Raw genomic sequence first — 13,269 nt, forward strand, 5'->3', positions numbered from 1 at the left:
GGGATAACCCGTATTATAGGGAAAACCCTAGACTCGCGCTACTGTTCATTTTCGCGGCGTTGCCTGGACGTCACCGTCCGGCCGACGACGTCGCCAATCCTTCCGCGATGCGACCTGCGTCCGTGCGACGCTGATGCCGGAAAAACTCCCACAGCATGGCGCTCGCGTCGGGACCCCTCGAGGAGTGGAATGGCAGCGCATCGTCGCCACCGGCCCACGCGTGACCGAGCCCCTGCACGCGACACACCCGCACCACGCGCCGCCCGCCGCGCAGATAGTCGCGCGTCACGACCCCGTTCTTGCGGTCTTCGCGCGTTTCGCCCGCTTTGCGCGCGCCATTTGCATCGATGAGGCGGTTCAGGCGCAGGAACTGCGTCGCCAACTGGTCGGCGTTGACCGGCGCGACTACATGGTCGGCGTCGCCGTGGAGAATCAGAGCCGGCATGCCCGGATAGTGCGCGACGTTCGTCATTTCATCGACGAGCTCGACCGGCTCGCGACGCGCGCCCCGCCGCATCACGTCCATCGCGGTAATGCCGGAGCGGGCCTCGCCGAAAGCGGGGCCGGAATGCAGCGCGACAGCGGCGAAATGTTCCGGGTACTTGAAGGCCAACAGCGCCGTCAGCCCCGCGCCCGCCGAAATCCCCGCTACGTAGACGCGTTCGCGGTCAAAGCCGTGCTGTTCGAGCAGCGCATCCACCAGCGACACCACCGCGCACGCCTCCCCGCCGCCCGCGCTGTCGCTGGCGTCGTACCAATGCCAGCAGCGGTGTGAGTGCGCGTGCTTCGATTGCTCGGGATACACGATCGCGAACCCGTAGCGGTCGGCCAGCAGGTTCATACGCGTGCCTTCGGCGAATTCGTCGATCGACTGGGTGCAGCCGTGCAGCATCACGACGAGCGGCAACGCCTCGCCCGCGTGCCCGGACGGGACATAGAGGCCGTATTGAAGATGATTGACGAGCCGGCCGGGCATCGCCGGCGCGGAATGGAACGAGCGCGTCCACGCGCCGCTCGCCCACGCGGTCGCGCGTGGGCGCACGCGCGACTCACGCGGCGCTTCGCGTTTCGCGGGCTTGCGTAATGCGGCAGCCGGCTTCAGTGGATGAGTCTTGCTCGACGGTTTGGCGGTGGCCGCGCGAACCGGTCGCGCCTGCGCTCGCTTGGCGGTTTTTTGCGCATGTTCGCTTTGGATCGCGAGCAGGCGCTTCAAACCGCGCAGCCAGATTTTCGACAGGCTTTTTGCCATCGGCGATTAACCTCGCAAAAGAGACAAATGCGGACCCAGAATGCGGATCAGATGAAGTTGTGCAACGCACAATAACATCATTTTTCATGCATTGCTGAGCATAGGCGCCGCGCGCGATGCCGTTTCCGTTCGCGGCGAACCTTGCCGCGGCCCTGTCGTCAAACTGCGTCGATACGCGTTCGGCAGCCCACACTCGGCGTACAAATGCGCTGTGCGCCGCAAGACCGTCGCGCGACACCCGACTATACTGGCGCTTGATCTCCCGGGGGCCGCATCGGCGTTTCGCGCCCGCGGCGCGCCCACTTCCACCGACCCGATTTCCGCGACCCGCGTCGCGCCCCTGCCATGCCCGATTTACCGATCCACCTGTGGTATTCGATCACCAGCCTCGGCGGCGCCGGCTTGACGCTGCCGCTCGCGTTCGCCATTGCGATGTGGCTGGCGGTCGGCTACTCGTGGCGGCTCTCGGCCTGCTGGCTCGCCCTGCTCGGCACTGCGATCGGCGTCGTGACCGTGACCAAGCTGGCCTTCCTCGGCTGGGGCGTCGGCGTGCGCGAACTCGATTTCACCGGCGTCAGCGGTCATTCCATGCTGTCCACGGCCGTCTATCCGGTCACACTATTCTTGATGTTATTACCCACGCGCCGCGCGATCCGGCTGCTCGGCGTGCTGGCGGGGCTTGCCGCCGGGCTGGCGGTGGGCTTGTCGCGCGTCGTGCTGAGTGCGCATTCGCCGTCCGAAGCAGTGACTGGCTGCCTCGTCGGCGCGCTCGCCGCGCTCATGTTCGTGCGCATCGCGTGGAATGCGGAGCCGGGCCGGCTGTCGGCGCTGCCGGTCGCCGTCAGCATGATGGTGCTGGCAATCCTGATGCACGGCGTGCACGTGCCCACGCAGCGCTGGGTCACGCATATCGCGCTGAAGGTGTCCGGCCACGAGCGGCCTTTCATTCGCGCGAAATGGAGATCCACACGCGACATTCGTCCCCCGGCCGCGCCGCTGTCGCAAACGCGCAATACGCTCGAGCCGGTGCGCACGTCGGACATCTAAGCACGCTGCGCCATTCTTTCCGGCGCGTTTTTCGGTTTCCTTGACGGTCTCACGGCGCTTCGCTCCCGCTTCACGCCACGCGTGAAGCGCCGCGCCGAGTGGACCGTTGCGCGCACCGCTATAACCGTACATATACTACGATAGCGCTTTTAAGCCGCTGCTTCCTGTTCACGTCAGACTCCAGGCCCTTCATGACATTCCTATGCCATCTCAGGAAATACGCGCTGTGCGTCGCAGCCGCCGTACCCCTCGTAGTCAGCGCGAATGCGCGCGCTGATGAACTGGTGGTCTCGGCCGCCGCCAGCCTGACCAATGCGTTCAAGGCGGTCGGCGATGCGTTCGAGCAGCAGCATCCGGGCACCAAGATACTGCTGAACTTCGGCGCGTCGGACGTGCTGATGCAACAGATTGTCAAAGGCGCGCCCGCCGACGTATTCGCGTCCGCGGATCAGAAGGCAATGGATAAAGCCGCGGCGGAGAAGGTGATCGTGCCGTCCACGCGGCGCGACTTCGCCGCCAACTCGCTGGTGCTGATCGTGCCGACCGACAGCCATTTCGCGCCTACGAGCCTCAACGCGCTGACGACCGCGAACGTGAAGCGCATCGCATTCGGCGATCCGGCTTCCGTGCCGGTCGGCCGCTACACGCAGGGCGCGCTGCAGGCCGCGGGCGTGTGGGACGCGGTCAGCGCGAAGGCGGTGCTCGCGTCGAATGTGCGTCAGAGCCTCGATTACGTCGCTCGCGGCGAAGTCGACGCCGGCTTCGTGTTCGGCACCGACGCCGCGATCATGCCCGACAAGGTCAAGGTCGCGCTGAACCTGCCGACGCAAACGCCGATCGCCTATCCGATCGCGCGGGTCGAAGGCAGCCATCGCGCGGCCGACGCCCAGGCGTTCATCGACTTCGTGCTGTCGCCGGCAGGCCAGGCGGTGCTGGCGAAGTACGGCTTCAGGCCGGCGCATTAATTCACGGGAGAGCATACGCTCATGCAACAGGCCTGGGTTCCGCTGCTGCTATCGCTGAAGGTCGCGGGCTGGGCCACCGTACTCAATCTGGTGCTCGGCGTCGCGGCGGCGCTCGGCCTGTCGCGCTGGCGCTCCGGCGCGCGCGACGTGATCGATTCGCTGCTGATGCTGCCGCTCGTGCTGCCGCCCACCGTGCTCGGCTATTACCTGCTCGTGTTGCTCGGCCGACGCGGCGTGATTGGCGCGTGGCTCGACCGTTTCGACATCCAGCTCGTCTTCACGTGGCAGGGCGCGGTGATCGCGTCGACGGTAGTCGCGTTTCCGCTCGTGCTGAAGTCGGCGCGCGCCGCCTTCGAAGGCGTCGATCCGCAGTTGGAACGCGCGGCGCGCACGCTCGGCGTCAGCGAAGCCGCGGTGTTTTTCCGCGTGACGCTGCCGCTCGCCGCGCGCGGCATCCTCGCCGGTGGCTTGCTCGCGTTTGCGCGCGCGCTCGGCGAATTCGGCGCGACGCTGATGATCGCGGGCAACCTGCCGGGCCGCACGCAGACGCTGTCGGTCGCGGTCTATTCGGCGGTACAAGCCGGCGACGACAGCACCGCCAACTTCCTCGTACTCGTGACCTCGCTCGCGTGCGTGACGATTCTGCTGCTCGCGGGGCGCCTCGTGCCGCAGCACACGCTGCTGAGAGCCCGCTGACATGCCGCTGAACGTCGCCATCCGCAAGACCTTCGAAACCGCCGAGCGGCGCTTCACGCTCGACGTCGCCTTCAGCGCGAGCACCCAGCGGCTCGTGCTGTTCGGGCCGTCGGGCGCGGGCAAGAGCCTGACCTTGCAGGCGATCGCCGGCTTGCTGCGTCCCGATGAAGGGATCATCACGCTGCACCGCACTACGTTGTTCGACAGCGCGGCCGGCATCGACCAGAAGCCGCAGGCGCGCAAGATCGCGTATCTGTTTCAGGATTACGCGCTGTTTCCGCATCTGAACGTGCGGCAGAACATCGGCTTCGGGCTGCGCCGGGGCTGGCTCAATCCGAGTGCGCGCGGCGCGCATGCGCAAATCGACTACTGGCTCGATGCGCTCGAGTTGAAGAGCGTGGCGGGCAATCATCCGGCGCAGCTGTCGGGCGGGCAGAAGCAGCGCGTCGCGCTCGCGCGCGCGCTGATTTCGCAACCGCGCCTGCTGCTGCTCGACGAACCGTTTTCCGCACTGGATAGCGCGCTGCGCCAGCGTATGCGGCGCGAGCTATCGGATCTGCAAACGCGGCTCGATATTCCGATGGTGCTGATTACGCACGATCCGGACGACGTCGCCGCATTCGGCGACCAGGTCGTGCAGGTCAGCGACGGCCGCGTGCGCGAGGATCATCCGTTCGCGGGGTATGCGCGCAGTGAGGCCTCGCCTCGTTGAACGAGTGGCTTGCGAGAGGCTTGCGAGTGGCCCGGCGCCCTCGTTGCACCCCGGCAGTCCTCAATCCTTCACGCCGAGTATCACGCTCGACGCCTTGAACACCGCGACCGCGCGCGCGCCTTCCTGCAAACCGAGCGTATCGACACTGCCATTGGTGACGACCGCGGTGATCACCGCGCCGCCTTCGAGCCCGAGCGACACTTCCGCGTTCACCGCGCCGCGCTTCACGCTCTGCACGGTGCCACGCAACTGATTGCGCGCCGACAGTTTCAACGGCGCGTCACCATCGCCGTCACGCGCGACGAGCAGCACGACCCACGACGCCTTGATCAGCGCAAACGCCGCCACGCCGACCGCGAGCCCGAGCGCTTCGGTGCTCTCGTGCGTGAGCACGGCGACGATGCTGTGGCCACCGGGCAGCGCAAGCGTCACTTCGTCGTTGACGGTGCCGCGCGCGATCGCCGACACCTTGCCGTAGAACTGATTGCGCGCGCTCGTCTTTACACCGATGCGGCCGATCAGATCCCAGTCCGTCGCGAAGCCCTCGCCAATCGCCGCGCCCGCGCGTTCGAGAAAGCGTCGATGCTCGCGCTCGACCGCGCGAAACGTGTCGATCAGCTTCACCGCGCGCGGCGTCAGCGTCGTGCCGCCGCCGCCCTTGCCGCCGGTCAGACGCACGACGAGCGGCTCGCCGGCAAGGTTGTTCATCGTGTCGACGGCATCCCACGCGCCTTTGTAGCTGATGCCGACCGCCTTCGCCGCGCTCGTGATCGAGCCGGTCTCACCGATCGCCGCCAGCAGCGCGATGCGCGCCGCACCGCCGAGCGTCTGCGTGCCGGCCTGAAACCAGACGGAGCCGCTGAGTTCGAGGGTATCGCGGGGAGGATAGGGGCGGTCGATGGTCATGGTAGCGAACGGTCGAGGTCGGTGATAGAGCGGCGAATCATTATAGCGACGCACTCGTCTACCGCCGGTCCCTACGACCGCCGCTCACCACGGCACGACTCTGCCGAGATAGTCGAGGTAGTGCAAGCCGCCACGGCCTTCGTAGGCGTCGATCGTGCTGACCAGGTTCGGGATGCTTTCGTCGATGCTCAAACGTGCGTCCGGGCCGCCCATATCGGTTAGCGATGACTCGCCAGCCGCGCTTCAGGTACTCCTCGACCATCGCGAAGCCGAGGCCGCGCGAGGCGCCGATCAAAAGTACGGTTTTTTGCTGGGTTGCGGGTTCCATCGGTCGTTTCCTTCGAATGAATTCCGGTTGAAAGTGCCTCCACGAAATATAGCCACGCGCCAGACAGGGTGGAAGGCGCAATCGCGACGGCTACGCCCCTGACCGAGCGCAAATCGTCGACAATGGGCAAGCCCCCGAATCAGGAGACCGCGTGATGTCGCCCTCGCATGAATACTGGTTTCCAGCCAAACGCTATGGCTGGGGCTGGGGCCTTCCGGCGCGCTGGCAAGGGTGGGCGACACTGCTCGCGTACGTTGTGTTGCTCGGTGCAGTGGGGTTCGCGTTTCGACCCCCGAGTCATCCGCTGATGTTCGCGATGCTGGTCGCGCTGTTAACCGTTGCGCTCGTGGCCGTGTGCTGGCTGAAGGGCGAGCCGCCGCGCTGGCGGTGGGGCAAGGACTAGCTAGTCCGGTCGCTCACGGTAACTGTGCAACCATTCCAGCCTGCTAGACTGGAAGTTCCCCTGCAAGCCATGGAGGGAAACATGACAACCGTCTACGTCGTAAAAACCGGCGAGAAGTTCCTCTGCACCGCGGAGGACGGCGATATCGGCATGGCCCCGGAGATTAAGGAAGCCACGTCTTTTCGCACGTATGAGGAAGCGAATAAGGTCGCGAACGAGAACGCCGACCCTGGATACGAAATCTTGGCCGTCGACGTTCCGAGACACTGACCAGGAGTCCGCTTCCAGGCGCTCAGTGAAAGCGGGATAGCGATCTGGCAGGCACCGCGCGATAGGGTGCCGCGGTCGGCTGCGTCCAAATCTCTGAGAATGCGCTGTACTCACCCCCGCTGGCGGTGAGGTACCGACTTGCCGTTCCTGTTGCATTGCCGTTACGCCAGCCCAATAAGGCGCCCGATCTGTGGCTCCAACTGGGCGAATGCCGGCTCCGTGATGCCCATTCCCGTTTTGCGAGGAACAGCAATGAAGGTGACGATCGCGTACATCGAAGAACCTCCGTTCGGTTGGACGGAAGCGGATCGTGTCGCTACCGGTGCTGACATCGAGCTGGCCGATGCAGTCCTTCGGGCGATCGGTGTCACCCGGATCGAGCATCGCCTGACGACGTTCAGCGAACTGCTTCCCGGCGTCGAAGCCGGCCGCTGGGATATTAACGTTCCGCTCTTCGTTACGCCTGAACGGGCCAATCACGTGGCGTTCAGCTTGCCTGTTTGGGCGATCGGAGACGGCTTCCTGGTTCGGGCCGGAAATCCAAAAGCGCTCAGCAGCTATGCGTCACTCGCCGAACGTCGCGACGCGCGCCTTGGCATCATTGCCGGTCAGGTGCAACACGACTCGGCGAGAGCGTCAGGTGTCGGCGGGGACCAGATAGCCATCTTCGAGCATCAGGCCGATGCTATCGAAGCGGTTCGCTCGGGGGCGATCGATGCGTACGCGAGCACCGCCTTGGGAAATCGCATACTTGCGGACCGTATCAGCGGCTCGGTGCTGGAGGCGGTCGAACATGAACCCGCAAAGAATGGCAAGCAGCACAATCTCCCGCTCGGAGCGTTCTCGTTTAACAAGAGGAACAGCGATCTGCTCAACGCGGTGAACCGGCAGCTTCGCTTATATCTGGGCTCACCGAACCACCGCTCGCGCATGGCGAAATTCGGGCTTACCAGTAACGAGATCGATCCCGCTCTGGTCCGTTGAATTTTTTTGCCTGCGGCTTATACCCGGCCGCCACCAACTTCGGATGCGGCCGGCTTCGTTCGTTCGAACGATCCTTTGAGTTTGCGAAGGCCGCCTGAATGGCCACCTGCGAGAAAAATCACTGGCCGTCGCGGTCCGTCTGCGGCCGCCTGATGCCTCGCTACTTCTGTGCGCAGTACTGGCAAATCCCATTGCCAAAAGATACGCAAAATAACACGCGTCAAAAACCGCTGAAAGTCGCGCCAGTCAGCGCTTTGGCATGATTTCGCGAGACGCGCGACGCGCCAAATCGAACTCCGCACCCTAGTGCCCGTACTATCTTGTCCGGGATAGAGAGCATGGGCGGCACGCCGTCGAAAGACGTACGTCTGGACGCGGCCAAATACATGAAAGTGCCCGCTACAGCCATGGGCGCCATTACAGACTGAAGGGCTCAAATGGGTCCGATTGCTGCTCTAGACGCGGCCAAGGGGTCAATGGATCTTTCCAGGCTTCATCGCATAAGTTTCTCGAAGCAAGTCGAAGCGAGCGTGCGGTTTCTCCTGCATCCTCGCCTTGAGCGCAATCCTCGGCGGATGCCTGCGCGCCCGATGCGGCGGGTGTGTCGCTCGCGGCCTGCCCTGGCTTCTTTAGTGTAGCGTGTAGAGAGTCTGCGGCCCCTCGGCATAGAGGGTCATGGCGACCTTCAGGATCTCATTGCGATTCCGGTCGAAGGAGGCAAGCACCTCGGCTTCGTCAGTACCGAGGGCGGAGTCGAAATGCTTCAGTACGCGGTCTTCCACAAAAAAGGTAATCTCGCGTGCTTTGTCGTATCCCCAGAACCACACGCCATGCCTGATCCCATCATAGCTGCGGCTGGGGTTGGAAAAACTAAGTGCCATGTGTCGTCCTTCGTTCTACGCCTTAGATGGACCGGGTTGCACGCTCACTACCTGCGCGGAGCGCTCCCGCTAGTGCGGATCGCCTTTCATGCTTTCGGCTTCCATCGCGGCATGCAATTCCTCATACGCCTCGATTGGTTCCATGTCCTGATCGACGAACGCCGTTGCGCGCTCAGCGGCGGTCGACGCGTCGCCCGGGATATCGCTCTCGCTGTCGTCTTCGGTACTTGGCGGCAGCAGCATGTCCTCAAGCATCCCGCGTAGCTCGGGAGTATTCCATGGCTTGCCCAGCTTGGCCTTCCTGTTCAGGTAGTGACGAATTTCCGAGTCTTGCTCGGCCGTGAGCGGAAGCCCGCGAAAAGTGGGGTCCCAGTTGTGATGGATCATGATGCGCCTCCCGAAGCGGTTTGCGCCTTCAATGTGGAGATGTCAATTTCCTGCGGTGAACGTTATAAGTTGCGTGTGATCGCTGTGCCGCGTGTCCGCGGCCAACCGATTTACGTCTTCTTCTTGGCGACACCTTCGTTCGCAACCCGCGGATGAACCGTGCTGAACGGCTTTGCCGGCACTGACGGCTTCGTGGGTTGCTTGGGCTTTTTCGCTTCGCGAGTGCTGCGTAATTGACTCTTGGCCATGGCGTTGCTCCCGGTGCGTTGCGTAACAAGGTTGCATTCCCAGCATACGCGCTTAATTTGGTCGCGGCGTCAAAATGAACTGATGTGGAGTGTCGCTACGCGGAAAACTGACAGGGTTGGCCGATTGCGAATGGCATCTTTGGAGAAATGTGAAAGTCCCCCCTCGGGTAGCGTGCTGCCGATCGCTGCCTCGTGAGGCTGGGGAGCATACGCCCATTGCAAGGCAGTAACCGGCCACTACCGGTCACTCGACGACATCCCCAAGATCGTCGACGATCCCCACGAACCCGGGACATCGCCTCGGCGCATTCCTTTGGGGCGGAACGATCCTGGACGCGCTGCGCCTGATCAGATCTACCCCGGCTCCGTTGCGTGCCGCACCTACGACGGCGTTCGTGCTGGCCGCGCGCACTGTGTCAGTGCATGCACGGGACGACCTCGATCTGGTCAGGCAACTATCCAATCCGATTGCGGCCCAGACTTTCTCTATGTCGACCAAGGCTCGCCGCGACATCCTCGACCGTGCTTACGCGCTTGCGCCGCTGGCTGCGGCAACGCCCGTCATCCCACGTAGACGCGGAACGGGAGTTGCTCATTCAGGCGGCGTCTCACGCGCCCTGGGACGCCTCCAGCTCCGCAAGACGTTTGCGTAGCACACGATCCTGCTGGAAGCGGGCGGTTTCGTCGCGGATCACTGCGACGATGCCGGTGAGTTCGTTTTGCTGCGAACGCAGCAACGCGACTGTAAAGGCGATCGACATTGACCGTCCGTCCTTGTGCACAGCGGGGACGCGCAGCACGTCATTGCCGTAACGGGTTTCGCCCGTTGCCATGGTCTTGTGATAGCCATCCCAATGGCGGCCGCGCAAGCGTTCCGGAATGATCAGGTCCAGCGACTTTCCGAGCGCCTCGCTCTGCGTAAATCCGAACATGCGTTCGGCCGCGGGGTTCCAGAAAGTGATGCTGCCGGCGGAATTGGAGATGATGATGGCGTCGCCGATTGCGGTGGCAAGTTGCTGGAAGTCGATGGCAGTTTGCACGGCGTTCCTCCAAAGTGAACGTAGACTTGAATCGGATGCGGCGCCCTCAGGGGTACCGCATTTGCACGTCGGAGCCTGACACTGCGCCTGTGTGACACCGTTAAACTGCTTTGACTTCGCGTAGATTGAAGATTTCCTGCTGGCTGTAGCCAAGGCCCGCCAGCACTTCGTCCGTATGTTCTCCGAGCAGCGGCGACGCGGTGACTTGCGGCTTCATATCCGAGAACTTGATCGGGCTGCCGACGGTCAGATACGAGCCGCGTTTCTTGTGCGGCACTTCGACAATCGTGCCGCTCGCGCGCAACGACGGATCGTTGGCCAGTTCTTTCATAGTCAGCACCGGCGCGCACGGAATGTCGAACCTGCGCAAGATGTCGACCGCTTCGAATTTCGTCTTGTCGGCAAGCCACGCTTCGATCGTCTTGAAGATTTCGAAGATATGGGGCTGACGCGCTTCAGCGGTATTGTAGGCGGGGTCATTGATCCACTCTGGCTTGCCGAGTGCTTTGCAGATCGGCTCCCATGCATGCCCCTGGATCGTGAAGTAGATGTAGGCGTTCGGGTCCGTCTCCCAGCCTTTGCACTTCAGCACCCAGCCCGGTTGACCGCCGCCACCCGCATTGCCGCCGCGTGGCACCACGTCGCTGAATTCGCCGTGCGGATATTGCGGATATTCCTCAAGATAGCCAACTCGCTCAAGCCGCTGCTGGTCACGCAATTTCACCCGGCACAGATTCAGCACGCTGTCCTGCATCGACACCGCGACCTTCTGACCCTTGCCGGTTTTGTCGCGGCCCAGCAGCGCGGTGAGAATGCCGATTGCCAGATGCATGCCGGTGTTGCTGTCGCCGAGCGCAGCGGCGCTAATTGTCGGCGGACCGTCCCAGAAGCCGGTGGTGGACGCCGCGCCGCCTGCGCATTGGGCGACGTTTTCGTAGACTTTCAGGTCATCGTAGTGATGGCCGTCGCTGAAGCCCTTCACCGAGGCGACGATCATCTTCGGATTGAGTTCATTCAGGCGCTCCCACGAAAAGCCCATCCGGTCCAACGCGCCCGGCCCAAAATTTTCGACCAGAACGTCGGACTCGCGGATCAGCTTTTCGAGCACCTCCTTGCCTTCGGCTTTTTTCGTGTCCAGCGTTAGCGACTTCTTATTGCTGTTGAGCATCGTGAAGTACAGCGCGTCGGCATCGGGAATGTCGCGCAGCTGGTTACGCGTCACATCGCCCGAGCCCGGTCTTTCCACCTTGATCACATCGGCGCCGAACCAGGCGAGCAACTGCGTGCACGCGGGACCGGCTTGAACGTGGGTGAAGTCGATGATCTTGATCCCTTCGAGAGGCTTGGTCATTTGGGTATCTCCTGAGTTATCCCGATTACTTTTTCATTGCCGCGCTTTGCGGATTCAGATTGGTCAGTCGGCCGCTTTCGGTTCCGGCCGCTTCGTCGATGACGACATTGATCAAGGTCGGTTTGCCTGATGCGATAGCCTCGAGCAGCGCCTTCGACAGTTCTTCCGGAGTGGTCGCGTTGTAGCCAACACCGCCGAATGCCTCGATCATCCTGTCGTAACGCGCCCCCTTCACGAATACGGTCGGCGCGACGTCCTTGCCGCCCGTCGGGTTCACGTCGGTGCCGCGATACACGCCGTTGTTGTTGAATACGACCGTGCAAACCGGCAGGTCGTAACGGCAGATCGTTTCGAGTTCCATACCGCTGAATCCGAACGCGCTATCGCCTTCGATCGCGACAACCGGTTTGCCTGTCGTTACCGCTGCGCCGATAGCGAAACCCATACCGATACCCATGATTCCCCACGTGCCCGAATCAAAGCGTTTGCGCGGCTCGTACATGTCGATAATGCTGCGCGCGTAGTCGAGCGTATTCGCGCCTTCGTTGACGACGTTGATTTCCGGGCGCGTCTTCAGCACATCGCGAATCGCGCGCAACGCGCTGTGGAAGTTCATCGGCGACGGGTTCTTGTCGAGCGTCGCGGCCATCTTGGCGAGATTCTTGTTTTTGCGCTCGGCGATCGCTCCGATCCACTCGGCGTCCGGTTTGCCCAAGCTCGCGTCGATGCCGGCGCGAAGCGCCGCCACGCACGAGCCGATATCGCCGATCACCGGCGCGGCAATCGCGACGTTGCTGTCGATTTCCGTCGGCGAGATATCGACCTGGATGAATCTCTTCGGCTGCGCTCCCCACGTCTTGCCTTTGCCGTGCGAGAGCAGCCAGTTCAGACGCGCGCCGATCAACACGACCACGTCGGCTTCCTGGAGCACGAACGAGCGCGCCGCTGACGCCGATTGCTCATGTGTATCGGGCAGCAGGCCCTTGGCCATCGACATCGGCAGATACGGAATGCCGCTTTGCTCGACGAAGCCGCGGATCTCGGCGTCAGCCTGCGCGTACGCCGCGCCCTTGCCCAGCAGGATCAACGGACGTTTGGCGCTCTTCAGCACCTCGATCGCACGTTCGACGGATGCCGGCGCCGGCAGCTGACGCGGTGCGGCGTCGACGACTTTCACCAGCGACTGCTGCGCCTTCACGGCGTCCAGCGTTTGCGAAAGCAGTTTGGCCGGTAAATCCAGATACACGCCACCCGGTCGGCCCGACACCGCCGCGCGGATCGCACGCGCTACGCCGATGCCAATATCCTCCGCATGCAGAACGCGATACGCAGCCTTCGCGTAAGGCTTGGCCGCGTTCAACTGATCCATTTCTTCGTAATCGCCTTGCTGTAGATCGACGATTTCGCGTTCGCTCGAGCCGCTGATCAGGATCATCGGGAAACAATTAGTGGTCGCATTGGCGAGGGCGGTCAGGCCGTTGAGAAAGCCCGGCGCCGACACGGTCAGGCAGATGCCCGGCTTTTGCGTGATGTAGCCGGATATGGCTGCCGCGTTGCCGGCGTGCTGCTCATGACGAAAGCCGATGAAACGCATTCCTTCGGCTTGTGCCAGTCGCGCCAGGTCGGTAATGGGGATGCCGACCAGTCCAAAAATGGTATTGATGTCGTTCAGTTTCAGCGCATCGATGACGAGATGGAATCCGTCGGTCGTTTCGGTCGTCCGTTGTTTCAACGTGCCGTCTGTTGTGAGCTGGTCGGCTTCTGCCATGACATGTCTCCTGGTGGTGGAGCGTTGTGTGGTT

General features: G+C 63.0%; 14 protein-coding genes and 1 pseudogene. 7 read left to right on the forward strand and 8 right to left on the reverse strand.

The window, feature by feature from the left end:
- Positions 1 to 70: 70 nt before the first annotated feature.
- Positions 71 to 1,249 (reverse strand): extracellular catalytic domain type 1 short-chain-length polyhydroxyalkanoate depolymerase, encoded by a 1,179-nt coding sequence (locus OKW43_RS05315; protein ID WP_429445683.1) that lies wholly within the window; start codon positions 1,247 to 1,249, stop codon positions 71 to 73.
- Positions 1,250 to 1,594: 345 nt separating this feature from the next.
- Here OKW43_RS05315 and OKW43_RS05320 point away from each other — a divergent pair, with 345 nt between their 5' ends.
- The 4 genes from OKW43_RS05320 to OKW43_RS05335 all read left to right on the forward strand — a co-directional run bounded on the left by OKW43_RS05320 (position 1,595) and on the right by OKW43_RS05335 (position 4,669).
- Positions 1,595 to 2,296, forward strand: a complete 702-nt coding sequence (locus tag OKW43_RS05320; protein WP_429445685.1) for a phosphatase PAP2 family protein — start codon at positions 1,595 to 1,597, stop codon at positions 2,294 to 2,296.
- Positions 2,297 to 2,487: 191 nt separating this feature from the next.
- On the forward strand, positions 2,488 to 3,261 hold the full coding sequence (gene modA / locus OKW43_RS05325) for a molybdate ABC transporter substrate-binding protein (RefSeq protein ID WP_187637501.1): 774 nt from the start codon (positions 2,488 to 2,490) through the stop codon (positions 3,259 to 3,261).
- 21 nt (positions 3,262 to 3,282) lie between these two features.
- Positions 3,283 to 3,957 (forward strand): molybdate ABC transporter permease subunit, encoded by a 675-nt coding sequence (modB, locus tag OKW43_RS05330; protein ID WP_187637502.1) that lies wholly within the window; start codon positions 3,283 to 3,285, stop codon positions 3,955 to 3,957.
- Position 3,958: 1 nt separating this feature from the next.
- Positions 3,959 to 4,669 (forward strand): sulfate/molybdate ABC transporter ATP-binding protein, encoded by a 711-nt coding sequence (locus OKW43_RS05335; protein WP_429445688.1) that lies wholly within the window; start codon positions 3,959 to 3,961, stop codon positions 4,667 to 4,669.
- Positions 4,670 to 4,729: 60 nt separating this feature from the next.
- Here the strand turns inward: OKW43_RS05335 and OKW43_RS05340 are convergent, their stop codons facing one another.
- Together OKW43_RS05340 and OKW43_RS05345 are read right to left on the reverse strand one after the other, a co-directional pair.
- Entirely contained in the window at positions 4,730 to 5,575 is an 846-nt protein-coding gene (locus tag OKW43_RS05340) for a TOBE domain-containing protein (protein ID WP_429445690.1), read from the reverse strand.
- 84 nt (positions 5,576 to 5,659) lie between these two features.
- Positions 5,660 to 5,794: pseudogene (locus OKW43_RS05345) on the reverse strand (3-oxoacyl-ACP reductase); the annotation flags it as partial.
- A gap of 263 nt (positions 5,795 to 6,057) precedes the next feature.
- Between OKW43_RS05345 and OKW43_RS05350 the strand changes: the two are divergent.
- The 3 genes from OKW43_RS05350 (at position 6,058) to OKW43_RS05360 (ending at position 7,560) form a co-directional block, all read left to right on the forward strand.
- The gene (locus OKW43_RS05350; RefSeq protein ID WP_429445692.1) at positions 6,058 to 6,306 is read left to right on the forward strand and encodes a hypothetical protein; all 249 of its coding nucleotides are present in this window, start codon (positions 6,058 to 6,060) and stop codon (positions 6,304 to 6,306) included.
- Positions 6,307 to 6,387: 81 nt separating this feature from the next.
- Positions 6,388 to 6,576 (forward strand): hypothetical protein, encoded by a 189-nt coding sequence (locus OKW43_RS05355; protein WP_187637506.1) that lies wholly within the window; start codon positions 6,388 to 6,390, stop codon positions 6,574 to 6,576.
- Positions 6,577 to 6,828: 252 nt separating this feature from the next.
- The gene (locus tag OKW43_RS05360; RefSeq protein ID WP_187637507.1) at positions 6,829 to 7,560 is read left to right on the forward strand and encodes a transporter substrate-binding domain-containing protein; all 732 of its coding nucleotides are present in this window, start codon (positions 6,829 to 6,831) and stop codon (positions 7,558 to 7,560) included.
- A 629-nt stretch (positions 7,561 to 8,189) separates the two neighbouring features.
- Here the strand turns inward: OKW43_RS05360 and OKW43_RS05365 are convergent.
- The 5 genes from OKW43_RS05365 to oxc all read right to left on the reverse strand — a co-directional run bounded on the left by OKW43_RS05365 (position 8,190) and on the right by oxc (position 13,235).
- Positions 8,190 to 8,441, reverse strand: a complete 252-nt coding sequence (locus tag OKW43_RS05365; protein ID WP_018425166.1) for a DUF1488 domain-containing protein — start codon at positions 8,439 to 8,441, stop codon at positions 8,190 to 8,192.
- A 69-nt stretch (positions 8,442 to 8,510) separates the two neighbouring features.
- Positions 8,511 to 8,828: a hypothetical protein gene (locus OKW43_RS05370; RefSeq protein ID WP_187637508.1), complete on the reverse strand. Its 318-nt coding sequence runs from the start codon at positions 8,826 to 8,828 to the stop codon at positions 8,511 to 8,513.
- Between the two features lie 856 nt (positions 8,829 to 9,684).
- On the reverse strand, positions 9,685 to 10,116 hold the full coding sequence (locus OKW43_RS05375) for a PAS domain-containing protein (RefSeq protein WP_187637509.1): 432 nt from the start codon (positions 10,114 to 10,116) through the stop codon (positions 9,685 to 9,687).
- 100 nt (positions 10,117 to 10,216) lie between these two features.
- Positions 10,217 to 11,467 (reverse strand): formyl-CoA transferase, encoded by a 1,251-nt coding sequence (gene frc / locus OKW43_RS05380; protein WP_187637510.1) that lies wholly within the window; start codon positions 11,465 to 11,467, stop codon positions 10,217 to 10,219.
- Positions 11,468 to 11,492: 25 nt separating this feature from the next.
- Positions 11,493 to 13,235 (reverse strand): oxalyl-CoA decarboxylase, encoded by a 1,743-nt coding sequence (gene oxc, locus OKW43_RS05385; protein WP_429445696.1) that lies wholly within the window; start codon positions 13,233 to 13,235, stop codon positions 11,493 to 11,495.
- Positions 13,236 to 13,269: the final 34 nt, after the last annotated feature.

This window comes from Paraburkholderia sp. WC7.3g, assembly GCF_050436345.1.
Lineage (GTDB): Bacteria > Pseudomonadota > Gammaproteobacteria > Burkholderiales > Burkholderiaceae > Paraburkholderia > Paraburkholderia podalyriae.